Genomic DNA, 24,318 nt, shown 5'->3' with positions numbered 1-24,318 from the left:
GGTCATCCTTCCATGCGCCGGTCAGCGCGTGTGGTGGCATTGTTGGTGCTCCCTGGGTAGCATTATCGGTATGAAGATTAGTGTGAGCCTGCCACAGGAGGATGTCGCCTTCGTCGACGAGTACGCCAAGAGAACCGAGGCCGACTCGCGGTCCGCCGTGATACACGCCGCCATCGAGCTGCTGCGCGCCGCTCAGCTGGAGGCGGAGTACACGGAGGCTTTCGAGGAGTGGGACACAAGCGGGGAAGCCGCACTCTGGGAGCGCACGGCCGGGGACGGGATCGCCGATGAGACGTGGTGACATCTTCATGGTCGACCTCGAACCGGCGCGCGGGAGCGAAGCCAGCAAGGTCAGACCGGCCGTGGTGGTGTCCAATGACGGTGCCAACCAGTCGGTCGAGCGCAACGGCCGGGGTGTGGTCACCGTGGTGCCGCTGACCTCGAACACCGCCAGGGTGCTCACGTTCCAGGTGTTCCTGAGCGCCGACGAGACCCGGCTGCCCAAGGATTCCAAAGCTCAGTGCGAGCAGGTGCGCGCAGTCGCACCCGAGCGGGTGTTGCAGCGCGTCGGCGTGGTTCCGCGGCAGCGCATGGCCGAGATCGACATCGCGCTGCGGCGCCACCTGGCCCTCTGATCACGCGGTTTCCGACGGCGACTTCGCGACTGCTCGCGGCCACCCTCCTGCTCATGGCGGCGCTCGGCGGCGACGCGGCCGTCGCGGTGGCGCTGAGAGGGGGCGGGCGCTGCCGAAGCGCCCGCCCCCTCATCCGCGTACCAGCTCAGCCGCGTACTAGCCCTTGAGCTCGGCCGCCACCAGCTCCGCGATCTGGATGGCGTTCAGCGCAGCGCCCTTGCGGAGGTTGTCGTTGGACAGGAACAGCGCGAGGCCGTTGTCCACCGTCTCGTCGCCCCGGATGCGGCCCACGTACGAGGCGTCCTTGCCCGCCGCCTGGAGCGGGGTCGGGATCTCCGAGAGCTCGACGCCCGGGGCGTCCTTGAGCAGCTCGTACGCGCGCTGCACGCTGATCGGGCGCTCGAAGCGGGCGTTGACCTGGAGCGAGTGGCCGGCGAAGACCGGGACGCGCACACAGGTGCCGGAGACCTTCAGGTCCGGGATCTCCAGGATCTTGCGGGACTCGTTGCGGAGCTTCTGCTCCTCGTCGGTCTCGAAGGAGCCGTCGTCCACGATGCTGCCCGCGAGGGGGAGCACATTGAAGGCGATGGGGCGCTTGTAGACGCTGGGCTCGGGGAACTCGACTGCGCCGCCGTCGAAGGTCAGCTGGTCGGCGGCCTCGGCGACCTTGCAGGCCTGGGTGTGCAACTCGGCGACGCCCGCCAGGCCCGAGCCGGACACGGCCTGGTAGGTGGTGGCGACCATCGCGGTCAGCCCGGCCTCGTCGTGCAGGGGGCGAAGCACCGGCATCGCGGCCATCGTGGTGCAGTTCGGGTTGGCGATGATGCCCTTGGGGCGGTCCTTGATCGCGTGCGGGTTGACCTCGGAGACCACGAGCGGGACCTCGGGGTGGCCGCGCCAGGCGGAGGAGTTGTCGATCACGACGGCGCCCTGGGAGGCGACCTTCTCGGCCAGGGCGCGCGAGGTGGCGCCGCCCGCCGAGAACAGCACGATGTCCAGGCCGGTGTAGTCGGCGGTGGCGGCGTCCTCGACCGTCACCCCGTCCAGGACGGTGCCCGCGGAGCGCGGGGAGGCGAACAGGCGCAGCTCGTCCACCGGGAAGGCCCGCTCGACGAGGATCTTGCGCATGACTCCGCCGACCTGTCCGGTGGCTCCGACGATTCCGACCCTCACGGTGACTCCTTAGTGCACATGTACTCCGGCGCACCCATGATGCGTCGGCTCCCGGCGGACTTGTCCAATCCATTGTCCGGGGTGTGGGACGCATGGCCACTTGTGACCAGTCCATGGCATCTGTGTGCATCCGCCTGACCTGCGATTTTCACGATGCACAGCGGGGCGGGTGCTCGTTGTGAGCGCCCGCCCCGCCGTGTTGCGTACAGCGTGTTACTGCGTGACCTTCCCGATGATCACGCTGCCGGTGCCCGCGGCGGTGCCGCGCTCGTTCACCAGCTGCACGGTGCCGAAGAACTGGCGTCCCTCGGGAGCCGCGCCCGCCGCGACGACCTCCGCCGTCACCTGCGCGGAAGCACCGCCCGCGAGCTTGACGGACTTGCTCTCGTCCACCTTGACGGTGCCGAGCGAGGGCGCGAAGTACACGTCCTTGTAGTTGTACGTGGTCGACCCGGCCGGGACCGCGTACCCGGCGACCTGGATCGTGTAGGTGCCCGCGGCCGGCTTGACCAGGCTGACCGACTCCTCGGAGCTGCTGGTCGTGGACTTGGCGACGACCACTCCGTCCTTGAGGACGTACAGGTCGAGGTCCGCCTTGACGTCGGAGGGCCCGCCGATGGCAACGTCGAGCCGCTCGGTGCCCGCCGGGACGGTGACCGTGCTCTCCTTCGTCTCACCGGCCTTGATGGTCGGCTTGGCGACCTTCGCGGAGCCCAGCGAGCCGCCCTTCAGCTTGCCCTCCAGCGCGGCGAAGCCGTTGGTGACGGTCCACTTGACGGGGGCCGGGGTGCCCACCTTGGCCTCGGGCACCGACTGGGTTGCCGGGTCGAAGGCGACGCCCAGGACCGACACGTCGAGCTTGAACGAGTTGTCCAGGTACGGCGACGTACGGCGCGACTCGACCTCGATCTCCCAGACGCCGGGCTGCGGGTTCTCGTACGAACGCAGGTCCGGGCGGCAGGTGTTGGCCGGGTTGTCGTAGTTCGGGTAGCAGTTCGGCGTCGACGTCGTGTCGAGCGCCATGCCGTACGGGTGGAGCGAGATGAACCGGGTCTGGCTGCCGGAGCGCAGCGCGCTCATGCGGACTTCCAGGTTCTTCGCGCCCGCCGGGACGGTCAGGAAGTACGACTTGGTGGAGTTGCGCTGCACCGTCGAGGAGGTGGTGAAGGTGTAGCCGGGGCCCGCGACCGGCGTCGAGACGATGACCGTGGCCATGATCTGCTGGTCGACGCCGACCGTCTTCGGGTCGTCGACCTGGAGGATCGCGCTGTGCACGCCGGCGGACTTCGGCTGCGCCTGCACCTTGATGGTGACGGGCTTGCCGAGCGGCAGGTTCACCTGGTCGCTGCCGAGCACCTTGAACGTGCCGTCGTCGTTCTTGAACGACAGCTTGTGCCGGACGTTCGCGTCCGGGCCCGTGGTGCGGGTGACCGTGACGTCGTACGTCTTCTTCTGGCCGGTCTTCAGGCCGCTCTCGCGGTCGTAGATGCCGGTGCCGACGTTCGGGGTCTTCAGGGCGTAGCTGAGCGCGCTGGAGACCGGGGCCGCCACGGTGTACTCGTGGGCCGGGGCCTGCTTCTTCGCGGTCTGCTTGATCGCGTCCCAGGCGCCCACGATGTTGATCAGGCCGGAGCCCTCCTGGTAGGCCTGAACGCCCTTGATGTGCTTGGCCGTTGAGGTCAGCGCGGTGCGCAGGTCGGCCGGCGGCAGGTCGATGCCCTGCTGCTTGGCGGCGGACAGCAGCAGCGCGGCGGCGCCGGCGGCCTGCGGGGAGGCCATCGAGGTGCCCTGGAGCATCGAGTAGCCGGCCGGCAGGCCGTAGCCCGACTCCTTGACCGGGCTGCCGGGCAGCCAGGTCTGGGTGGAGTTGATGGCCGCGCCCGGGGCGGTGATGGTCGGCGTGAAGCCGCCGTCCTCACGCGGGCCGCGCGAGGAGAACGGCATCATCTGGTAGTCCGTGGACACCCCGGACCCGTAGTTGGCGGCCCAGGTCTCCTTGGAGATGCTCGCGCCGACGGATATGACGTGGTCGGCGAGGCCGGGGTCGCCGATGGTGTTGACGCCCGGGCCGTCGTTTCCGGCCGAGATCACCATCTGGACGCCGTAGGTGTCGATGAGGCGCTTGTACAGCTCGGCGCGCGCGTTGTTGCCGTCGTTGAGCGCCGGCAGGCCGCCGATCGACATGTTGACGATGTCGACGTGGCGGTTGGTGACGAGGTCGATCATGCCCTCGGTCAGCGCGATGTTGGTGCAGCCGCCGTCCCAGTTGCAGGCGCGCGAGGAGACGATCTTCGCGCCGGGCGCGGCCCCGCTCATCTTGCCGCCGAACAGGCCGTTGGCGGAGGTGATGCCCGCGACGTGGGTGCCGTGCTCGGACTCGATCACGCCGATGTTGACGTAGTCCGAAGTGTGCCCGGCCGCGTCGTACTTGACGTTCTTGCGGATCTCGACGGTGAAGGGGACACGCTTGCTGGCCCCCGTGATCGGGTCCGTCTTGTCCTCGCCGAAGTAGCCGACCTGGAAGCCGTCCTTGTACGGCTTCATCGGCACGTCGTCCGAGAAGTCGCCGTTGCCGTTGAGGTCGACCCGGACGGTGTTGTCCGCCGGGTTGTACAGCACGCCCCAGACGTGGTCGGTGCGGCCGTCCCGGTCCAGGTCACCGGCTTCGTCGCCGCCTAGGGTGGCCTTCTCGGCGAACGCGCTGAAGTCGTACGAGCCCGCCGGGGCCTTCCAGGTCTTGCCGCCCGCGGTGAACACCGGACCGGACACGGCGGTGTTCATCTTCAGCCAGGTGCCGTCGTTGTCCTGCACCGGGTCGGTCGAGGTGACCCAGTCGACGATCTTGCGCTCGCCGGTGGTGGTCTTCTGGAGCGCCGGGTGACCGAGGTCGACGCCCGAGTCCAGGATGCCGATGGTGACCCCGCGGCCGTCCGCCTCGGGGTGCTGCTTCACGAAGTCGACCGCACCCGTCTCGAAGTTCGGGTTGTACGGGTTCTTCGCGGGCGTGTCCTTGCCCGGCGCCGGGTAGCTGCCCGAAGTGCGCAGCTGCTTCGCGGACTTGGTGGTGTCACCCGACGGGGTCGGGTCGTCCAGCTGGATGTCCTGCTTGAGGTCGATGCCGTGCACCGAGGGCAGCTTCGCGGCCGCCTTCAGCGCGGCCTCGGCCTGCGCCATGGGCAGGGTGGCGCGGACGTAGCCGAGCTTGTCGTCCTGCTTGCCGACGGTCGCCCCCGCGACCGAGCCGAACTGCTTGCTGACGGCGGCGGTGGCGCCGGGCTGGGTGGCCACCATCACGGTGACGCTCTTCTCGCCCTTGGCCTGCGCCTCGGAGAGCCGCTGCTGGTCGGCCCTGCCGAGCTTGTCCTCGGCGGTCTTGGCCGGAGCGGTCTTCACCGGAGGTACGGTCTGCGTTCCGCCGGGGGTGTCCCCCGTGGCGGCGAAGGCGGGCGCGGCGCCCGCCGTGACGAGCGCGGCCACCAGGCCGGTCGCGGCCGCTATGCGGGCCGTGCGTCTCGCCCCGGGTATGGAGCGCGGGGATTCAGTGGTCATTCAGCATCCCTGTTATGTGGGTAAGGGTCCGGCGGTGCGAAGTCGGTTCGGATTTCGGTGCCGGATGACCGCTGAGCATGGCGTATGTGACTGTTGTTTGTGGAGAGTTGACCGTTACATGATGTGAACATGGCGCATTTCCGCCATCGAGCGGAGCCCGCCAGTCCGGCTCGGGATGCCTGGAGGGGGCGGCACTCGGGGGTGTCAACCAGTGCACGGCTTATCAGTGGTTAGGCTTGAGGGTGCGTACGAGAGCCACGCCTGAGGAAGGACCGGTGCCGTGACCGACCAGGACCCCCGGCCGCTGGCCGGTGAGCCCCTCGCCATCGACCTGCTGAACACCCGCTGGACGGACGGCGCCGATCTGCGGGACCTGCTGGTGAGCACCGAAGGGCTTGCCGGGTGGCTGGCCTCGGACACCGTCGCCCGCGAACTGCGCGGGCACCAGGTGCGGGCCGACCGCGGCACGCTCGACGCCCTGCTCCAGGCCCGCGAGGCGCTGGCCGCCGTCATCGACGAGCCGGGCGACCCGGCCGGGCGGCTCGCCCTCAACGCCGTGCTCGGCCACGGCCGGGTGCGGTTCGCGCTGGGGGCGGACGGGCCCGTGCACGAGGTCGAGACCGACCGCCCGCGGTGGCTGCCCGCCTGGGCCGCCGCCGACAACTACCTGCGGCTGCTCGGCGACCGCCCCGACCGGATCCGCCGCTGCGCCGGCCAGGACTGCGTGCTGCACTTCTACGACACGTCCAAGAACGGTACCCGCCGCTGGTGTTCGATGGCCGGCTGCGGCAACCGCGCCAAGGCGTCGCGGCACTACGCCCGCCACAAGCGGGACTGACGCTTCGGGCTCCCGATTGCCGCGTCGGGGCTCAACGCCCGCGCACCCGGCCCCGTAACCTCACCAAATGAACACGGAGTTGCGGGTGGCGGCCTACGCCGTATGCGTACGGGGAACGGTGGGGGTCCAGGAGATCCTGCTGGCCCGCTGGGTGGCCAGGGACGGCACCAAGCGGTGGACGCTGCCGGGCGGCGGCATGGACCACGGCGAGGATCCGGCCGACACGGTGGTGCGCGAGGCCGACGAGGAGACCGGGTACGCCGTCGAGCCGGTCCGGCTGCTCGGCATCGACTCGATCACCCGCCGCTACCCGCGCAGACTGGGCACGTTCGCCGACTTCCAGGGACTGCGCATCGTGTACGAGGGCCGGATCACCGGCGGCGAACTGCGCCACGAGACCAACGGCTCCACCGACCTGGCCGCCTGGCATCCGCTCGACGCGGTGGGCGCCCTCGACCGGGTCGAACTCGTCGACACCGGCGTGGAGTTGTGGCGCACCCGGCCGCCCGTCGGGCGGGTTTCCGTTCCCAGGGACTGAGAGCCCGTGTCATGAACCCCGTCCCCATCGGGCCGCGGGCGGTGGGCCGTTCCCCTCCTGAAGGCCCGCCGCCCGCGGCCCGGCTCAGCGGGGCAGCACCACCACATAGGCGGCGGGCTCCCGGTCGGTGGACGCCATCAGCGCGGTCCGCACCACGGCCGCCTGCTGCTCCGAGGACACGCGCAGCTTCCTCGGCGTGATGTGGACGACGGTGATCCCGAGCCTCTCAAGCACCTCGCGCTTGCGGGTGTACTCCGACCACAGCGCGGCTTCCTCCTCGTGGCCTTGACGCGGTGCCCGGGTGTCCAGCTCCACCGCCACCGCCTGGTCCGGCCAGTACGCGTCGAGCCCGCCCAGGTGCGGGCCGCCCGGAAGCCGCAGGTCCACATTCCACAGCGGGTCCGGCAGACCGTGCTCGCGCACCATCGTGTACAGCCGCTCCTCGGCGATGGAGCGCCCCTCGGCGAGCAGCGCGTCCACCGCGTCCACGACATGGGCCCGGCTCAGCAGTCTGGCCTGGGTCAACTCCCGTACGATCGCGGCCGGTTCGGTGTGTCCGCAGCGCACCGCCTCGGTGAGCAGGCGGCGTACCGCATGGGCGTCCGAGAGGCCCGCGACCGCGTCGGCGAGCGCCCGCGGCACCGGCGCCACCGGCACCCCGGTGATCATCTCCGCGCCGGGCATCACATGGGCCCGCACCAGCTGGACGCAGCCCGTGGAGCGCAGCCGCCGGGTGCGCGGCACCAGGATCTCGATCCGGTCGAGCGAGAGCAGCGGGGGAGCGGAGGAGAACCGGTGCAGCGCGAGCGCCGCGAGCCCGGTGACGATCGCCTGCGGCGCGGCGGTGGGGGCCTGGCCCTGCGCCGGGACGGCCTTGGCGCGCCCGGCCGCCGGCCACCCCGCGTACATCAGCGCGGCGTGCAGCCGCTCCTCGCTGGTGGCCGGGCCCGGGTGCAGCACGTACACCCCCGGAAGCAGCTGCTGCCAGGGGCCGCCGGGCAGGCACTGGGCGGCGGTCCGCGCGGCCGAAACCCCGTGCGCGCGCAGCTGGTTGGCGGAGAGCACGCGCCGCTGCACGTCGGTGAGGTGGCTCAGGGGGCGGGGGGAGAGCGGGGTGTTGTGGTTCATGTTCCGGGGTTTCCCGCAGCCGGACCGCCCGCTAACCGCTGTTACACGGCCGTCGACAAATCCGGACAACCCCGTCCTAAAGTACGGGCGTTCGACTGCCGATCAGGGGGCCCCGTACGGGCCCCCCGAACGGGCGTCAGCGCGCGGCGGCCGCCGCCGCGTCGCAGGCCTGGCCGCGCAGCGAGCGCGCCAGGTCGTCGCGGGCCTCCAGGACCAGGCGGCGCAGCGCCGGAGCCGCGTCCTGGTGCCCGGTCAGCCACGCGTCGGTCGCGGCCAGCGTCCGCTCGTCGTCCTGCAGCCCGGGGAACAGGCCCCTGACGATGTCCATGGCGATCTGGATCGAACGCTGAGCCCACACCCGCTCGATCACCTCGAAGTACTTCGGGGCGTACGGGGCGGTCAACTCCCGCTGCGAGGGCGGGCCGAAGCCCGCGATGGTCGCTTCGACGAGTGCGTTCGAGAGCGCGTCCGACTCCACGACCTGGGCCCAGGCCTGCGCCTTGACCGCCTCCGACGGGCGCGCGGCCAGGCAGCGCACATGGTGGCGCTTGCCGGACGCCGTGTCGTCGCGGGCCAGTTCGGCGTCGATCGCCGACTCGTCCGCGATGCCGTGCGAGGCCAGCGGTTCGAGCAGCGACCAGCGCAGCTCCTGGTCGACGTCGAGCCCGTCGATCTTCGCCGAGCTCGCGAGCAGCCCCTTCAGGAGCTGGAAGTCGGAGTCGGTGGTGGCCGTCGCCGCGAAGAAGCGGGCCCAGGTGAGCTGGTGCTCGCTGCCCGGTTCGGCGAGCCGCAGCTCGTGCAGGGCGCCCTCGGCGAGCAGCCGGCCGCCCTCCTCGCGCCATGCGGGCGCCGCGTAGTGCACGACCGCCGACTGGGCCCAGGCGTGCAGCATCTGGAGCACGCCGATCTCCTCCTCGCGGCCCGCGTGCGTGAGGACCAGGGCGATGAAGTCGCGGGCGGGCATCAGCGCGTCCCGCGTCAGGCTCCACAGCGCGGACCAGCACAGGGCGCGCGCGAGGGGGTCGGTGATGTCGCCGAGGTGGGCGCGCAGGGTGGCGAGCGAGCCCTCGTCGAAGCGGATCTTGCAGTAGGTCAGGTCGTCGTCGTTGACCAGGATCAGATCCGGCCGCTCGGACCCGGCGAGCCCGGCCACGACGGTGCGCTGCCCCTCGACGTCGACCTCGGCGCGGGCGTACCGCACCAGGGCGCCCGCCTCGCTGCGGTAGAGGCCCACCGCGACGCGGTGCGGGCGGAGTTCGTCGCCCTCCTGGAGCACGGCGAGCTCGGTGACGCGGCCGGCCGCATCGTAAGTGGCCACCGGGGTGAGGGAGTTGAGCCCGGCCGTCTGGAGCCAGGACCGCGACCAGGTCGCCATGTCGCGGCCCGAGACCTCTTCGAGGACCGACAAGAGGTCGCCCAGGCGGGTGTTGCCGTAGGCGTGCCGCTTGAAGTAGCGCCGCGCGCCTTCGAGGAAGGCGTCCCGCCCGACGTACGCGACGAGCTGCTTGAGGACGGAGGCGCCCTTGGCGTACGTGATGCCGTCGAAGTTGAGCTTGGCGTCCTCCAGGTCACGGATGTCGGCCGTGACCGGGTGCGTGGACGGCAGCTGGTCGGCCCGGTAGGCCCACGCCTTGCGGTTGTTGGCGAAGGTCACCCAGCTGTTGGTGAAGCGCGTCGCCTCGGCCAGCGAGAACGAGCCCATGAAGTCGGCGAAGGACTCCTTCAGCCACAGGTCGTCCCACCACACCATGGTGACCAGGTCGCCGAACCACATGTGCGCCATCTCGTGCAGGATGACGTTGGCCCGGCGCTCGTAGGCGGCCTGCGTCACCTTGCCGCGGTAGATGTACTCCTCGCGGAAGGTCACCAGGCCCGGGTTCTCCATCGCGCCCAGGTTGTACTCGGGCACGAACGCCTGGTCGTACTTCCCGAACGGGTACGGGAAGTCGAAGTGGTCGTGGAAGAAGTCCAGGCCCTGCTTGGTGACGAGGAAGACGTCGTCGGAGTCGAAGTGCTTGGCGAGCCCCTTGCGGCACATCGCGCCGAGCGGGATCTCCAGCTTGCTGCCGTCGTCGAAGGTGCGGGTGTAGAAGTCCGTGACGTAGTGGTACGGGCCCGCGACCACGCAGGTGATGTACGTCGAGATCGGCTCGGTCGCGGCAAAACGCCACGTCCCGTCGGCCTCCTGGCCGCCCGCGCCGTTGGACCACACCGTCCAGCCCTCGGGGGCCAGCGCCTCGAAGACGAAGCGGGCCTTGAGGTCGGGCTGCTCGAAGTTGGCGAAGACGCGGCGCGAGTCGGCGGGCTCGTACTGCGTGTAGAGGTAGACCTCGCCGTCCTCCGGGTCGACGAAGCGGTGCATGCCCTCGCCGGTCCTGCTGTACGCGCACTGGGCGTCGACCACCAGCACGTTCTCCTCGGCCAGCCCGTCCAGCGCGATGCGGCTGCCGTCGAACACGGCGGCCACGTCGAGCGCGCGGCCGTTCAGCGTCACCGCGGTCACCGACGGGGCGATCAGATCGGCGAACGTCGAGGCGCCGGGCCGCGCCGAGCGGAACCGGATGGTCGTAAGCGAGCGGAACGTGCGGGGCCCGTCCGGGGCGTCCCCGACCGCGGACCGCAGATCGAGGGCCACTTCATAGCCCTCGACGGTCAGCAGCTCGGCCCGCTCGCGGGCCTCGTCGCGGGAGAGATTCTCACCGGGCACGGGCACTCCTTCGTGTCGCGTTCGAATGGCCTCGATCCTCCCATGCCGCCCGGACACCAGGGCGGTGGGTGCTCGGCGGAATGCTTTCGGCCACCGCCGGTGTTCGCTCGTACAGAAGACCTACAGAAGACTTGCTGCCCGATGTTGCCCGAGGAGAGACATGTCCGAGTCCGTCAAGACCCCCGTCGACTTCTGGTTCGATCCGCTGTGCCCGTGGGCCTGGATGACCTCGCGCTGGATGCTGGAGGTCGAGAAGGTCCGCGACGTGGAGGTCCGCTGGCACGTGATGAGCCTCGCGGTGCTGAACGAGAACCGGCTGGACGAGCTGCCCGAGGAGTACGCCGAGAACATGCGGCCCGGCGGCAAGGCCTGGGGCCCGGTGCGCGTGGTCATCGCCGCCCAGGAGCTGCACGGTGACGAGGCCGTCGGCAAGCTGTACACCGCGCTCGGCACCCGCTTCCACAACGAGGGCCTGGGCGTGAACCGCGAGTCCATCGCCGCCGCCCTCAAGGACGTGGGCCTGCCCGCCGAGCTCATCGACTTCGCCGACCGGGACACCTACGACGTCCAGCTGCGGGCCTCCCACAAGGAGGGCATCGACAAGGTCGGCCAGGACGTCGGCACCCCGGTCATCGCGGTGCCGGGCGCCGACGGCGAGCAGATCGCCTTCTTCGGTCCGGTCGTCACCCCCGCCCCGCAGGGCGAGGCCGCGGCGAAGCTGTGGGACGGCACCCTCCTGGTCGCCGCCACCCCCGGCTTCTACGAGATCAAGCGCAGCCGCACGGTGGGCCCGGACTTCAGCAACCTCTGAGAGCCTGTCGCTCCGGCACGGAAAGGCCCCCGCGAGTCACGTCCTCGCGGGGGCCTTTCCTCCATCCGCCTGCCGTCATGAAGGCTGAGAAGACGATCACGGGGCAGGACGTTCGCACGGGCCCTACGGGGCCAGCAGCAGGTTGTTGCCCGCCTGCTTCGCGGCGGTGTAACGCCTCGCCACGTCCTGCCAGTTGACGACCCGCCACATGGCCTCGATGAAGTCGACCTTCTGGTTCTTGTACTGGAGGTAGAAGGCGTGCTCCCAGGCGTCGAAGACCAGGATCGGGGTCGAGCCCTGGCCGACGTTGCCCTGGTGGTCGTAGATCTGCTCGACCAGGAGGCGGCCGCTGACCGGCTCGTGGGCGAGGACGCCCCAGCCCGAACCCTGCGTCGTCGCCGAGGCCTTGGTCAGCTGGGCCTTGAACTTGGCGAAGGAGCCGAAGGATTCGGCGATGGCGTCGGCCAACTCGCCCACCCCGTCCTTGTCCAGGGGCTCGCCGCCGCCGTCACCCGCCATGTTGTGCCAGTAGATCGAGTGCAGGATGTGGCCGGAGAGGTGGAACGCGAGGTTCTTCTCCAGGCCGTTGACCGAGCCCCAGGCATCCTTGTCGCGGGCCTCCGCCAGCTGCTCCAGGGTGTCGTTCGCGCCCTTCACGTACGCCGCGTGGTGCTTGTCGTGGTGCAGCTCGATGATCTCCGGGCTGATGACCGGTTCGAGCGCCGCGTAGTCGTACGGAAGTTCAGGAAGCGTGTAAATGGCCATGTCCGAGCCCTCCGGCAGATCACTGCAAGTTCTTATTGCAACCCATGTGCAAGTGCACGCTATCAGCAGCAATACGGTTCGCGGCGGAGGGTGGGCTCAGCAAAAAGTCCTGCGTCCCGGGGCCTAGGGCCTTGGGACGCAGGACTGTTGAGCGGGGTTGGGGGCAGAGGTCAGGCTTCCAGCGGGGTCCGGGTCGACGTCCGCTGGCGGATGTAGCCGATCACCGCCAGCACGACGGTGAGGCCGCCCGTGTAGTAGAGCTGCACCCGGGTGCCGTCCTCGCGGGCCATCAGCACGAAGATCACCGCCATGCCGAGCAGTGCCACCCACGTCAGCCACGGGTACAGCCACATCTTCACGACGAGCTTCTCCGGCGCCTCGCGCTCGATGCGGCGGCGCAGCAGCAACTGCGAGGCGGCGATGAAGAACCAGACGACCAGGATGATCGCGCCGATGGTGTTCAGGAGCCACTGGAAGATGTCGTCCGGGCGCCAGTAGCTCAGCAGCACGCACACGAAGCCGAACGCCGACGAGGTGAGCACCGCGACCCGCGGCACCCCGCCGGAGATCTTCCCGAGCACCTTGGGGCCCTGGCCGCGCGAGACGAGTGAACCGGCCATGCGGGAGGCGCCGTAGATGTTCGCGTTCATCGCCGAGAGCAGCGCCACGAGCACCACGATGTTCATGATCTGACCGGCGGCGGGGATGCCGAGGTGGTCGAGCGTGGCGACGTAGGGGCCCTTGGTGGCGATGTCCTTGGCGGTCCACGGCAGCAGCGTCACGACGATGGCCATCGAGCCGACGTAGAAGATCGCGATCCGCCACATCGCGGTGCGCACGGCCTTCGCGACGCCCTGGACGGGGTGTTCGGACTCCGCCGCGGCGATCGTGACCGTCTCCAGACCGCCGTACGCGAAGACGGAGGCGAGCAGTCCGACGATCAGGCCCTCGCTGCCGTTGGGCATGAAACCGCCCTGGCCGGTGAGGTTGGCCAGGCCCGGCGCGCTGGTGTCGGGCAGCACGCCGAGGATCGCCAGGACGCCGATGACCAGGAACAGCGCGATCGCGCCGATCTTCAGCGCGGCGAACCAGAACTCGAACTCGCCGAAGTTCTTCACGGCCGCCAGGTTGGTGCCGCAGAACAGCGCCATGAACACGGCCACCAGCGCCCACTCCGGGACGCCCGGCAGCCAGCCGTGCACGATGCCCGCGGCGCCGATGCCCTCCAGGCCGACGGCCACGCACAGCAGGAACCAGAACGCCCAGCCCGCGGTGAACCCGGCCCACGGCCCGATCGCCCGCTCGGCGTGCACCGAGAACGAGCCCGACGCGGGGTTGGCGGCGGACATCTCGCCCAGCATGCGCATGACGAGCATGACCAGGGCGCCGGATATCGCGTACGCGAGGATGATCGAGGGGCCGGCCGCGGCGATCGCGGTGCCGGATCCGACGAAGAGCCCGGCGCCGATGACCCCGCCCAGGGCGATCATCGAAAGATGGCGCTGCTTGAGACCATGCGTGAGCGGTGAGTCGGTCTTCGGCCGGCTGTCGTTCGGCGCGGGCGCGGTTGTCCGAGACATGGGCATGCCCTGTTCAGTAGCTGATCCACCGGGTCGGCGGCGCGGAGCCCACAGTCTCTGTGCGGCTCCGCTCAGAGGGAACACCCGACCGCTATGCGGACACCCGACTCACACAGGGTGAAGACTCCGGTGCGTTTTGTTTACGTGAACTTCACACGCGGCGCGTGCGCAACTCCCGTACCCCTGCCACCAGAAGCACCACCGCCGTCGCCCCCGCCGACCACAGCACCTGCGGCCGGGCGATGTCGTCGAACAGCATCAGCACAAGGACCGCCGCCATCGCGGCGAGCGCCGTCCAGGTGAGATAGGGGAACGCCCACATCTTCAGGGTCAGCCGCTCCGGCGCCTCCCGCTCGATCCGGCGGCGCAGCCGCAGCTGCGAGACGGCGATCAGCGCCCACACGAACAGCAGCACCGCGCCCACCGCGTTGAGCATGTAGAGGAACACCGAGTCCGGCCACTTCAGGTTCAGCAGCACCGAGACGAACCCGAAGGCCACCGACGCGAGCACCGCCCGGCGCGGCACCCCGCCACCCGACACCTTCAGCAGCCCCTTCGGCGCCTCGCCCCGCTCGGCCAGCGAGAACACCATGCGCGATGACCCGTACAGATTGGCGTTCAGGGCGGAGAGCAGCGCCACGAACACCACGATGTTCATGATCTGGCCGGCCGACGGGATGCCGATCGAGTCGAGCACCGCGACGTACGGGCTCTGGCCCGGCTTCATCGACGTCCACGGCAGCAGCGTCACGATGACCAGCATCGAGCCGACGTAGAAGAAGAGGATCCGCCACACCGCGCTGCGCACCGCGCGGCCGACCGCGCGCGCCGGGTCGTCCGACTCGGCGGCGGCGATCGTGACGACCTCAAGTCCGCCGAACGCGAAGATCACCGCGAGCACCCCGGAGACCACGCCGCTCCACCCGGCGGGCAGGAAGCCGCCCCGCCCGGTCAGATTGGACAGGCCGACCGCCGAGGTGTCGGGCAGCACCCCGAAGACCGCGAGCAGTCCGAGCACCAGGAACGTGACGATCGCGAAGACCTTCAGGGCGGCGAACCAGAACTCGAACTCGCCGAAGTTCTTGACCGCGGCCAGGTTGGCGCCGGTGAACACCACCATGAAGATCAGCACCCAGGCCCACTGCGGCACCCCCGGCGCCCACCCGTTCGCGATCTTCGCGGCGCCGGTCGCCTCCACGGCGAGCACGACCACCAGCAGGAACCAGTACAGCCAGCCCACGCTGAACCCGGCCCAGCGCCCGAGCGCCCGCTCGGCGTGCACCGAGAACGAGCCCGACGCGGGCATCGCCGACGACATCTCGCCCAGCATCCGCATGATCAGCATCGCGATCGCGCCCGCGATCAGATACGAGACGACGATGCCAGGACCCGCCACCGCGATCCCGGCGCCCGACCCCACGAAGAGTCCCGCGCCGATCACCCCGCCGAGGCCGAGCATGGTCAGATGGCGCTGCTTCAGCCCGTGCGAGAGGGGCTCCGCGGGCAAGGAGTCGTGCATGGCGCTCGTAACTTTCGATTTATGGGGAACCTACAGTCTCCCCGAGTCACGGCCCCCGGCGCAAAAGGGGCACTCAACACCATCACCGCAGTGACGAGGGTCACGCCGAGCCGCGTATGAAGCCCGGCCTTTGTGCAGACCCCACCAAGCCTTCAACGCCCGCTTTGTGGACGGCTGCTGGTGATCCAGCGAGATTCGGTGGGCTAACGTCACGGTGTCCCAGCACGTCCCGCCGCCCTTTACCCGCCGGAGAGTTCCGATGAGCACTGCGTCCGCCGCCGCCCCCCGCACCGGATCGGTACTCGCCGACCTGCTGCCAGCCTCCCGCACCAAGGACATCGCGCTCGTCGTCGGCGGCGCCGCCCTCACCGGCATCGCCGCCCAGATCGCCGTTCACATTCCGGGCACGCCCGTGCCGGTCACCGGGCAGACCTTCGCCGCGCTGCTCGTCGGCGCGGGCCTCGGCGCCGGGCGAGGCTTCCTCTCGCTCGCGCTGTACGCCCTGGTCGGCATGGCCGGCGTGCCGTGGTTCGCGGGCGCCACCTCCGGCGCGGGCGGCGCCTCGTTCGGCTACGTCCTCGGCATGCTGCTCGCCTCGACGGTCGTCGGCGCGCTGGCCCGCCGGGGAGCCGACCGTTCCGTGCTGCGCACCGCGGGAACGATGGTGCTGGGGTCGGCCATCATTTACGCGGTGGGCGTGCCGTACCTCGCGGCGTCGACCGGGATGTCGCTGAGCGCCGCGGTTGCCGCGGGTCTTACCCCGTTCTTGCTGGGCGATGCGCTGAAGGCCGCGCTGGCGATGGGGCTGCTTCCCGGGGCGTGGAAGCTGATCGGCCGCCGGGGCTGAGGCACTCGGGGGCTTGCCGAGGTCCTGAACTGGGCTACGCCGGATCCACGTTGTAGTTGTTCCTGAAGAGGTTCGCCGGGTCGTACTCCGACTTCAGCGCGGCGAGCCTCTTCTCGTTCTCCTCGCCGTACAGGCCCTCGGTGCCGCCGAACTCCGCGTCACCGAACGTGAAGTTGAGGGAGCGGCCAAGCGCCCACGGCTTCAGCGCGGTGCGGACCTCCGTGTGGAGGGCGCGTACGGCGGGGAGCTGATCCTCCCCGAACGGGGTCAGGACGCGCAGCAGGAAGTCCGCCTCGCGGTGCGGCACCGCGTTCGGCGCGGGCTTCGCCAGCGCGCCGCCCAGGTGGTTGAGCTGCACCACGCACATCGCGGGCGCCCCGGGGCCGGTCAGCGCCAGCGCCCGGGACAGCGCCGCCGGAGCCGCGTCGCGCAGCATCACGCCGTTGCCGTAATAGGGGTGCGCGTGCTCCGGGTCGCGGTGGATGGACGGCGACTCGGTGTACGCCATCTCCCGCAGGTCGTCCGTGATCGCGGGCCCGATCGCCCGCAGCGGAGCCACCAGGCGCTCGCCCTCCTCGGCGCTCCCGGTGAACGCCACCCGCACGGTCACCACGTACCGCCCCCGCACCGGCGCGGGCGCCCACTCCGCGTCCGGCCACTGGATGGCCTGGAGCGAGGAGGTCACGGTGTCGGGGACCGTCCTGGTCCAGCGCAGGTACTCCTCCAGTACGCGCTCACCGAGCCGTTCCCCGTCGAAGCCGAGCTGGCCCCCGTACAGCCGGGCCACCGGGAACAGGCCGGTCTCAAGGGCGGTCACCACGCCGAGGTTGGCCCCGCCGCCGAGCAGTCCCCAGAAGAGGTCGGGGTCGCTGACCGCCGTCACCTCGCGCAGTGCGCCGTCCGCCGTGACGACTTCCAGGGCCCGCACGTGGTCGGCCGCGTACCCGAACTCCCTTGCCAGGATGCCGAGTCCGCCGCCCAGCGTGTAGCCGACCGCGCCGACGCTGGGCGCCGAGCCGTTCAGCGGGGCGAGCCCGTGCGGGGCCGCGGCCGCGACGACCTGCCCCCATGACACGCCCGCGCCGAGGCGTACCGTGCGGCGTCCGGCATCGATGGTGAGGGAGTCCATCCGGCGGGTGGTGACGAGCACCCCGCCCTCGGTGCTGCCCGCGAGCCCGTGCCCGGTGGCGTGCACCCCGACGGGGAGCCCGTGCCCGGCCGCGTACCGCACGGCCGTCTGCACGTCCGCGGCGCTCTCGGCCGCGAAGACGACGGCGGGGCGCTGGGTGAACCCGAGTTGGTATCCGGCCAGTTCGGTGTCGTAGCCGCTGTCGCCGGGGTGGAACGTCTGCACGGGAAGCCCTCCGTCTGTCTGCTTGCTGGACATGGGGAGAGCTTCCCGCGAAAACCTGACACCTGCCGTCAGGTTTTCTGAACGGGCGTGTTCGTCAGATCCGGGACGTCCGCCTGCGGCCCCGGGTCGTCCACCACAGCCCCGTGCCCCCGGCGATCAGGAACAGCACGCCGGCCGCGGCGAGCGGCAGCACGCCGTCGTTGACGCCGGTCCTGGGGAGCTGCGGGGGAGGGGTCGGGCTCGTCGGGGACGGCGACGGCGAGGCCGTGCCCGACGGCGGGGCGGCCGGCACGTTGTCGGTGCCGAGCAGCAGCGGGGTGTCCGGCGCGTTCGGCGTCGGCTTGGTCGTGCCGAACGGCACCGGGCCCTGCTGCCACAGCACCTGGTCGCCGGTTCCCGCGGTCACCGGCAAGCAGATCTTGCCGGTCTTCGACAGGTCGTACGTCGCCGAGACGGTGTACGAGCGCTCCTTGCCGGGCGCCAGATCAGAAATCGCGCAGGCGAACCCGCTGTTGGTGATCGGCTGCAGCTTGTTCTTCGGCACCGGCGCGCAACCGCTCACGCCGGTGATCCTCATGCCGTCCAGGCCGAGGACGGTCAGAGTGATCCGGCCGGTGTCCTTGGTCCCGTGGTTGACGACCTTCGCGGTGAGGGTGGTGCGGCCCGTGGCGTTGTGCACCTTGATCGTTGACGGCAGTTCGGTGGAGATCCTCAGGTCCGGCGGCGCGCTCGGTCCCGGTGTTCCGCCCTGGCTGCTGCCGGGGGTCGGCCCGGCGGCCGTGGCCGCGCCCGCCCCGAACGGAAATATCAATAGTGCCGCGAATGCGGAGGCGAAAAGAGATCCTTTGGTTTTTCGAACGTGCATTTCCCCATCCCCTCACCCGTAGTGGGTGCGTCTCTGCGGAGAAGAGTCCCACAAGATTTCCGCCAATTATGCTGTGATGGTGTCACCGTGGTGAATCAGTACAGGTCCCAGGCGGTTCTGAGGGGGTGGGTGGGCATGCCGGGAACTCGGGGACTATTGGTCGCCGGACGCTACCGCCTATGCGAAACAATTGGCCAGGGGGGAATGGGGCGGGTGTGGCGGGCGGCGGACGAGATACTCGACCGGCAGGTCGCCGTAAAAGAAATGCGCATCGATGAACTCGACGCGGAGGACAGCCGGGTGCGGCGCGAGCGCAGCCTGCGCGAGGCCCGCGCCACCGCCCGCATCGACCACCCCAACGTGGTCCGGGTCTACGACGTGGTGGCCGAGGAGAGCGACCGGCTCTGGATCGTCATGGAGCTGGTCGAGTCCCGCTCGCTGGAGAGGCTGCTGGCCGAGGACGGGCCCGTCGAGCCGCGCGAGGCCGCCCGCATCGGGGTCGGCCTCGCGGCCGCGCTGGTCGAGGTGCACGCGGTGGGCGTACTGCACCGCGACATCAAGCCGGGCAACGTCCTGCTCACCCCGGGCGGCCGGGTCGTGCTCACCGACTTCGGGATCGCTGCCATCCAGGACGCCGCGGCGCTCACGATGGTCGGCATGCTGGTCGGCTCCCCGGACTACATGGCGCCCGAGCGGGTCAGCGGCAAGCCGCAGGGCCCGGCCTCCGACCTGTGGTCGCTCGGCGCCACCCTGTGCGCGGCGGTCGGCGGGCGCTCCCCGTTCGCCCGCGCGAGCACCCTCGCCACCCTGCACGCCGTGCTCTACGAGGAGCCCGAACTCCCGGCGGCGGCAGGCCCGTTGACCAGGGTCCTCGCCGCGCTCCTGGTCAAGGACCCGGAGCGGCGCCCGGGCCTGGCCGAGCTCACCACCCGCCTGATGCCGATCGCCGCGCCCCCGACGGTGCTCGCCGTGGGCCCGGTCGCGGCGCCGCATCCGCCCACCCTGGCGGTGTCCGGCGAGGCGCCGCCCCGGCCGGTTCCGGTCGTACGCGGTGAACCGCCGCCCCCGCCAAGGGAGTTGCCCGGTCCTTCCGAACCCGTACGGCCGGAGCCCGGGCCGGCTGCCGGGCATCGGCGGCGCAACCGGATCCTGGCCGCGGCGGTCGTCGTGGCGGCGGCCGTGACCGCGGTCCTCATCGCCACCACCGCCGACCGGCACGGCGGCGGCACCGCGAGCGGCTCCAATAGCTCGGCGCCGCCGACCGTGGCCGGCACCTCGCGCGCGCCCTCGGCGACCCCGCCGCCCGGCTCCCTCGACGAGACCGGCTTCGCCTGGATACCGCCCAAGGGCTGGACCCGTACCGCCAAGAGCCCCTCCAACGTCCACTACCACGCACCGGGCGGAGAACAGGAGATCGCCGCCTCGTACGCACTCGTACGCGGCGGCGATCTCATGACCCAGTGGCAGGAGGCCGAGGCGGCCTCACACGACGTGCCGGGCTACCGGAAGATCCGGCTCGACCGGACGACCTTCCACCATCAGCCCGCCGTCGTCTGGGACTACTACTTCACCCAGAACGGCGTGCCCTGGAAGGCCCGTCAGACCGGCTTCGACGAGGGCGGCAAGTCGTACCAGGTCAACATCTGGTACCAGGCCGACACCGAGCCCGCCGCCCGCACGGCCTATGACGCGGTGACCTCTTCGTTCACGCCGCTCTGAGCCCGGCCCGCGAGGACCTTCTCCTTCACCACCGCGATCACGATGACGATCGCCGCGACAAGCAGCGACAGGAGCACCTGCTCGCGCCCGGACTTGTCGAACAGCATGTAGACGAGGACGAAGGTGATCATCCCCGCCGTCAGCCAGGTGAGATAGGGGAAGCCCCACATCCGTACGGTCAGCTTCTCCGGCGACTCGCGCAGGATGATCCCGCGCATCCGCAGCTGGGTGAAGCAGATCACCAGCCACACGAACAGAGCCACCGCGCCGGAGGAGTTGAGCAGGAAGGCGAAGACGGTGTCCGGCCACTTGTAGTTGAAGAAGACCGCGACGAAGCCGAACACGACCGAGCCCAGGATCGCCGCCCGCGGCACGCCCCGCCCGCTGGTGCGCGCGAAGGCGCGCGGCGCGTCCCCGCGCTGACCCAGCGAGAACGCCATCCGGGAGGCCGTGTACAGACCGGAGTTGAGGCAGGAGAGCACCGCCGTCAGCACGATCACGTTCATGATCTGGTCGGCGTGCGGGATGCCGATCGTCTTGAGCGCGGCCACGTAGGAGCCGTCGCTGACGATCGAGGGGTCGTTCCACTTCAGCAGGGTCAGCACGATGAAGATCGAACCGAGGTAGAAGACCGCGATCCGCCAGATCACGCTGTTGGTGGCCTTGGTCACGGCGCGGCGCGGGTCCTCGGACTCACCGGCGGCCAGCGTCACGATCTCGCTGCCCATGAAGGAGAACACGACCATCAGCACACCGGTGAGGATCGCCCCGTACCCCTTGGGGAAGAATCCGCCGGCGTCCGTGAGGTGCGCGAAGCCCGCGCCCGGGTTGTTCGAGCCCGGCAGCACGCCGAACACCGCGAGCATCCCGATGATCACGAAGCCGCCGATCGCGACGACCTTGATCCCGGCGAACCAGAACTCGAACTCACCGTACGAGGACACCGAGGCGAGGTTGGTGGCGGTCAGCACGACCATCACGATCAGCGCCCAGCCCCACTGCGGGACCCCCGGCACCCAGGTGTGCAGGATCTTCGCGCCGGCCGTCGCCTCGACCGCGAGCACCACGACCCAGAAGAACCAGTACAGCCAGCCGATCGAGAACCCGGCCCAGCGGCCGAGCGCACGGTCCGCGTACGCCGAGAACGAGCCCGACGACGGGCGGGCGGCGGCCATCTCGCCGAGCATCCGCATCACGAAGACGACCATCACGCCGACAAGTGCGTACGAGAGCAGAATGGCGGGGCCGGCCGCGGCGATTCCGGAACCGGAACCCACGAAGAGGCCGGCGCCGATCACGCCACCGATGGCGATCATGGACAGATGGCGGTTCTTGAGACCCGCCTGGAGGCCGTTGTGGGGGCCGCCGGGAGCGGGCGATGCGGAACCGGGGTCGCCGGGGAGGCTGTCTTCCTTGGCGAGGGTCGGCTGGGAGGTCATGGACGCTTCCTTACGTCTTCGGAGCACTCGGGTTACGAGCCCGTGCATTGAAACCCGGACCGGTTCGGGACGGAAGACCTGAATCCGGATCGTTGTACGAGGGCGAACGGCCCCCGGCACGGGGACCGAAGTCCCGCACCCACTTCCCCCTGCCCGGCCCCGCGCATGCCACACTCGGGGGCATGCGCGTGTACCTCGGCTCCGACCATGCCGGCTTCGAACTCAAGAACCACCTCGTCGAGTGGCTCACGGCCCACGGCCACGAGCCCGTGGACTGCGGTCCGCACATCTACGACGCCCAGGACGACTACCCGCCGTTCTGCCTGCGCGCCGCCGAGCGGACGGCCGCCGACCCGGACTCGCTCGGCATCGTGATCGGCGGCTCCGGCAACGGCGAGCAGATCGCCGCGAACAAGGTCAAGGGCGTCCGCGCCGCGCTGGCCTGGAGCGAGCAGACCGCGGCGCTGGGCCGCGAGCACAACAACGCCAACGTCGTCTCCATCGGCGGCCGGATGCACACCGAGGAGGAGGCGACCAAGTTCGTCGAGATCTTCCTCGCCACCCCGTACTCGGGCGAGGCGCGCCACACCCGCCGCATCGAGATGCTGTCGGAGTACGAGAACACCGGCAAGCTCCCCGAGATCCCGGCCCACCACCCGCAGCAGGGCTGATCACCGCTCATGCCTGAGGGGCACACGATCCACCGGCTGGCCGCCGACCACGACCTCGCGTTCGGCGGCCGGCCGCTGCGTGCCACCAGCCCCCAGGGCAAGTTCTCGGACGGCGCGGCCCTGGTCGACGGCCAGGTCCTCGACAGCGCCGAGGCCCACGGCAAGCATCTGTTCCTCGGCTTCGGACCGTCCGGCTGGATCCACATCCACCTCGGCCTGTTCGGCAAGTACGGCTTCGGCGATGCCCCGGCCCCGCCCGCCACCGACACCGTACGGCTGCGCCTGGTCAACGACGCGGCGTACGCGGACCTGCGCGGCCCGACGACCTGCGCGCTGATCACCGACGGCGAGAAGCGGGCGATACACGACCGGCTCGGCCCGGACCCGCTGCGCGCGGCGGACACCGGCGAGCGGGCCTGGCAGCGGATCTCCCGCAGCCGCACCACCGTCGCCGCCCTGCTCATGGACCAGAAGATCGTCGCGGGCGTCGGCAACGTCTACCGCGCCGAAGTCCTCTTCCGGCACGGCATCGACCCCTACCGGCTCGGCAAGGACCTCGGCCGCGCCGAGTGGGACGCCATCTGGGCGGACCTCGTGGAGCTGATGAGCGAGGGCGTCCGGCTCAACCGGATCGACACCGTCCGCCCCGAGCACACCCCCGAGGCGATGGGCCGCCCGCCGCGCGTGGACGACCACGGCGGCGAGGTGTACGTCTACCGCCGCGCCCACCAGCCCTGCCACATCTGTGGCGGCGAGATCCGCACCGCCGATCTCGCCGCCCGCAATCTGTTCTGGTGCCCCGGCTGCCAGCAGCCGTGACGCGGGCGCCGGTTCCTCGGGCGCCCGCCGCTCAGAGGGTGCTTCCGGTGCCCGCTGCTCAGAAGCCGTGCGGCAGCCAGGGCGCGAGCTCGCTGCCGAACGCCGTCGAGGCTTCGGCGAGCGCCCCCTGCCGCAGCTCGCGCACCCTGCCCGCGCCCGCGAATGAGGCGAGCGTGACCCCGCCGAGGTAGGCGGCGCCCAACTCCCGTACGGACAGCGCCAGTTCGGGTGTGCCGTCGGTCCGCACGCAGGACGCGCCCTTGGTGTCGCCGGTGAGTCGCCAGCGGCCCGCGTTCCACGGGCAGAAGGCGTCCTCGACCTCCAGGACCACATCGACGGGCGCCGCGTACGTACGCGCCTCCAGCGCCGCACCGAGCTCCACGAGCCGTACGTGCAGTGAATCCCGCAGCCGCACCCCGCACCGGCGGACATCGGAGACCAGGTGCTGGAACGCGTCATCGGCCGGCCGGCCCTTCACCCGCAGCGTTGACGTCAGGTCGAGGTCGAAGAGGTACTGCCACAGCGCCCCATACGCCGCCGGGTCCGCCGCCTCCAGATCCGCCAGCGACACCGTGCCGGCCACCCCCGTCGGCTCGGCGGTCAGCGCGACGCGGTAGCGCGCGTAGCCGACCAGCTCCCCGTCCCGCTCCGCGAGCACGCACTGGAGCGGCGAGCCGCCGCCGCGCTGGGACTCCGGGTCGAGCGTCACCATCCGGTCCCAGCCCGGCAGCCTGGCGAGCCTGCCCGGCCGCCCCGGGACCAGGCGCGCGTACAGCGCTTCGCACTCCGCCAGTGCCTCGTCCACCTTCGCGTACCGCAGCCGCACCTCGTCCGTGCCCGGCGGAAGGGCGAGCCGGACCCGGGCCGTGTCTATCTCGGCGGACAGCGCGAGCGTGGCGATGCCGTACCCGAACCGCCCGTAGATGGCGGGCTCGGAAGCCGTCAGGACCGCGAGCGCCTCGCCGCGTTCCCGTACGTCGTCAAGCTGGCGCCGCATCATCGACGTGAGGATCCCGCGGCGGCGATGGGTCCCCATCACGCCGACCCCGGTGACCCCCGCGGCCGGCACCACGGCCCCGCCCGGCACGCTGATCCGGAACGGAAAGGTGCTGGTGGCCGCCACGCAGACCGCGCCGTCCCACACCGCGATCGACCGCTCCGGATCGATCAGCTCGCGCCACAGCTCCACTTCCTCCGGGGCGTCCGGCACGCCGCCGAACGCCGCCACGATGGCCGCGTACCAGTCGTCCCACTCGGCCGGGTCCAGGGCCCGCAACTCCGTTGTCATATGCCCATGCCTACCAGGGCGGCGCCCCGGCGGGCGACCCGATTTCTACCGCCCTGCCCGGCTCCGTCCACGG

Annotated in this window: 20 protein-coding genes; 9 read left to right on the top strand and 11 right to left on the bottom strand. The window is 70.7% G+C overall.

Annotated elements, in window-relative coordinates; translation table 11 throughout:
* Nucleotides 1-70 precede the first annotated feature (70 nt).
* Nucleotides 71-301 carry a ribbon-helix-helix domain-containing protein gene (locus ACIBK6_RS01685; RefSeq protein WP_399047828.1) on the top strand — a complete coding sequence of 77 codons (231 nt, stop codon included), beginning with the start codon at nucleotides 71-73 and terminating at the stop codon, nucleotides 299-301.
* Nucleotides 288-635, top strand: a complete 348-nt coding sequence (locus tag ACIBK6_RS01680; protein ID WP_399047826.1) for a type II toxin-antitoxin system PemK/MazF family toxin — start codon at nucleotides 288-290, stop codon at nucleotides 633-635. The genes ACIBK6_RS01685 and ACIBK6_RS01680 overlap by 14 nt, the downstream gene beginning before the upstream one ends.
* A gap of 156 nt (nucleotides 636-791) precedes the next feature.
* Here the strand turns inward: ACIBK6_RS01680 and ACIBK6_RS01675 are convergent, their stop codons facing one another.
* Both ACIBK6_RS01675 and ACIBK6_RS01670 read right to left on the bottom strand, forming a co-directional pair.
* Entirely contained in the window at nucleotides 792-1,808 is a 1,017-nt protein-coding gene (locus ACIBK6_RS01675; protein ID WP_399047824.1) for an aspartate-semialdehyde dehydrogenase, read from the bottom strand.
* A 213-nt stretch (nucleotides 1,809-2,021) separates the two neighbouring features.
* Complete coding sequence (locus ACIBK6_RS01670) at nucleotides 2,022-5,357, bottom strand: S8 family serine peptidase (protein ID WP_399047823.1); 3,336 nt, start codon at nucleotides 5,355-5,357, stop codon at nucleotides 2,022-2,024.
* A 280-nt stretch (nucleotides 5,358-5,637) separates the two neighbouring features.
* On the opposite strand from ACIBK6_RS01670, the gene ACIBK6_RS01665 reads away from it, so the two are divergent.
* Together ACIBK6_RS01665 and ACIBK6_RS01660 are read left to right on the top strand one after the other, a co-directional pair.
* Nucleotides 5,638-6,195, top strand: coding sequence for a CGNR zinc finger domain-containing protein (locus ACIBK6_RS01665; protein ID WP_399047822.1), 558 nt, complete (start codon nucleotides 5,638-5,640; stop codon nucleotides 6,193-6,195).
* A 67-nt stretch (nucleotides 6,196-6,262) separates the two neighbouring features.
* Entirely contained in the window at nucleotides 6,263-6,733 is a 471-nt protein-coding gene (locus ACIBK6_RS01660) for an NUDIX hydrolase (RefSeq protein WP_399047819.1), read from the top strand.
* 84 nt (nucleotides 6,734-6,817) lie between these two features.
* On the opposite strand, the gene ACIBK6_RS01655 is transcribed toward ACIBK6_RS01660, so the two are convergent.
* Both ACIBK6_RS01655 and pepN read right to left on the bottom strand, forming a co-directional pair.
* The gene (locus ACIBK6_RS01655; RefSeq protein ID WP_399047818.1) at nucleotides 6,818-7,861 is read right to left on the bottom strand and encodes a hypothetical protein; all 1,044 of its coding nucleotides are present in this window, start codon (nucleotides 7,859-7,861) and stop codon (nucleotides 6,818-6,820) included.
* Nucleotides 7,862-7,997: 136 nt separating this feature from the next.
* Nucleotides 7,998-10,568, bottom strand: a complete 2,571-nt coding sequence (gene pepN / locus ACIBK6_RS01650) for an aminopeptidase N (protein ID WP_399047817.1) — start codon at nucleotides 10,566-10,568, stop codon at nucleotides 7,998-8,000.
* Nucleotides 10,569-10,728: 160 nt separating this feature from the next.
* On the opposite strand from pepN, the gene ACIBK6_RS01645 reads away from it, so the two are divergent.
* Entirely contained in the window at nucleotides 10,729-11,379 is a 651-nt protein-coding gene (locus ACIBK6_RS01645) for a DsbA family protein (protein ID WP_399047815.1), read from the top strand.
* A gap of 123 nt (nucleotides 11,380-11,502) precedes the next feature.
* Here the strand turns inward: ACIBK6_RS01645 and ACIBK6_RS01640 are convergent, their stop codons facing one another.
* The 3 genes from ACIBK6_RS01640 to ACIBK6_RS01630 all read right to left on the bottom strand — a co-directional run bounded on the left by ACIBK6_RS01640 (nucleotide 11,503) and on the right by ACIBK6_RS01630 (nucleotide 15,243).
* Nucleotides 11,503-12,144 carry a superoxide dismutase gene (locus tag ACIBK6_RS01640; RefSeq protein ID WP_399047813.1) on the bottom strand — a complete coding sequence of 214 codons (642 nt, stop codon included), beginning with the start codon at nucleotides 12,142-12,144 and terminating at the stop codon, nucleotides 11,503-11,505.
* A gap of 170 nt (nucleotides 12,145-12,314) precedes the next feature.
* Nucleotides 12,315-13,724, bottom strand: a complete 1,410-nt coding sequence (locus ACIBK6_RS01635; RefSeq protein ID WP_399047812.1) for an amino acid permease — start codon at nucleotides 13,722-13,724, stop codon at nucleotides 12,315-12,317.
* Nucleotides 13,725-13,875: 151 nt separating this feature from the next.
* Nucleotides 13,876-15,243: an amino acid permease gene (locus ACIBK6_RS01630; RefSeq protein ID WP_399047811.1), complete on the bottom strand. Its 1,368-nt coding sequence runs from the start codon at nucleotides 15,241-15,243 to the stop codon at nucleotides 13,876-13,878.
* A gap of 259 nt (nucleotides 15,244-15,502) precedes the next feature.
* On the opposite strand from ACIBK6_RS01630, the gene ACIBK6_RS01625 reads away from it, so the two are divergent.
* Complete coding sequence (locus ACIBK6_RS01625; protein WP_399047810.1) at nucleotides 15,503-16,090, top strand: biotin transporter BioY; 588 nt, start codon at nucleotides 15,503-15,505, stop codon at nucleotides 16,088-16,090.
* A gap of 34 nt (nucleotides 16,091-16,124) precedes the next feature.
* Here the strand turns inward: ACIBK6_RS01625 and ACIBK6_RS01620 are convergent, their stop codons facing one another.
* Together ACIBK6_RS01620 and ACIBK6_RS01615 are read right to left on the bottom strand one after the other, a co-directional pair.
* The gene (locus tag ACIBK6_RS01620) at nucleotides 16,125-17,477 is read right to left on the bottom strand and encodes an FAD-binding oxidoreductase (RefSeq protein WP_399047809.1); all 1,353 of its coding nucleotides are present in this window, start codon (nucleotides 17,475-17,477) and stop codon (nucleotides 16,125-16,127) included.
* A 61-nt stretch (nucleotides 17,478-17,538) separates the two neighbouring features.
* The gene (locus tag ACIBK6_RS01615; protein WP_399047808.1) at nucleotides 17,539-18,309 is read right to left on the bottom strand and encodes an LPXTG cell wall anchor domain-containing protein; all 771 of its coding nucleotides are present in this window, start codon (nucleotides 18,307-18,309) and stop codon (nucleotides 17,539-17,541) included.
* Between the two features lie 135 nt (nucleotides 18,310-18,444).
* On the opposite strand from ACIBK6_RS01615, the gene ACIBK6_RS01610 reads away from it, so the two are divergent.
* Complete coding sequence (locus ACIBK6_RS01610) at nucleotides 18,445-20,028, top strand: protein kinase (protein ID WP_399047806.1); 1,584 nt, start codon at nucleotides 18,445-18,447, stop codon at nucleotides 20,026-20,028.
* On the opposite strand, the gene ACIBK6_RS01605 is transcribed toward ACIBK6_RS01610, so the two are convergent.
* Nucleotides 19,992-21,467 carry an amino acid permease gene (locus ACIBK6_RS01605; protein ID WP_399047805.1) on the bottom strand — a complete coding sequence of 492 codons (1,476 nt, stop codon included), beginning with the start codon at nucleotides 21,465-21,467 and terminating at the stop codon, nucleotides 19,992-19,994. The genes ACIBK6_RS01610 and ACIBK6_RS01605 overlap by 37 nt on opposite strands.
* A gap of 182 nt (nucleotides 21,468-21,649) precedes the next feature.
* Between ACIBK6_RS01605 and ACIBK6_RS01600 the strand changes: the two genes are divergently transcribed.
* Together ACIBK6_RS01600 and ACIBK6_RS01595 are read left to right on the top strand one after the other, a co-directional pair.
* Nucleotides 21,650-22,138, top strand: a complete 489-nt coding sequence (locus ACIBK6_RS01600) for a ribose-5-phosphate isomerase (RefSeq protein ID WP_399047803.1) — start codon at nucleotides 21,650-21,652, stop codon at nucleotides 22,136-22,138.
* A gap of 9 nt (nucleotides 22,139-22,147) precedes the next feature.
* A complete protein-coding gene (locus ACIBK6_RS01595) occupies nucleotides 22,148-22,957 on the top strand; it encodes an Fpg/Nei family DNA glycosylase (RefSeq protein ID WP_399047801.1) in 810 nt (269 codons plus the stop codon).
* A 58-nt stretch (nucleotides 22,958-23,015) separates the two neighbouring features.
* On the opposite strand, the gene ACIBK6_RS01590 is transcribed toward ACIBK6_RS01595, so the two are convergent.
* On the bottom strand, nucleotides 23,016-24,245 hold the full coding sequence (locus ACIBK6_RS01590) for a GNAT family N-acetyltransferase (RefSeq protein WP_399047799.1): 1,230 nt from the start codon (nucleotides 24,243-24,245) through the stop codon (nucleotides 23,016-23,018).
* Between the last annotated feature and the right edge of the window lie 73 nt (nucleotides 24,246-24,318).

It is taken from the genome of Streptomyces sp. NPDC050485 (genome assembly GCF_044458185.1).
In the GTDB taxonomy this organism is placed as follows: Bacteria; Actinomycetota; Actinomycetes; order Streptomycetales; family Streptomycetaceae; genus Streptomyces.
Note: the sequence above shows the minus strand (reverse complement) of the source record. Positions and strands in the feature narration are given on the sequence as shown.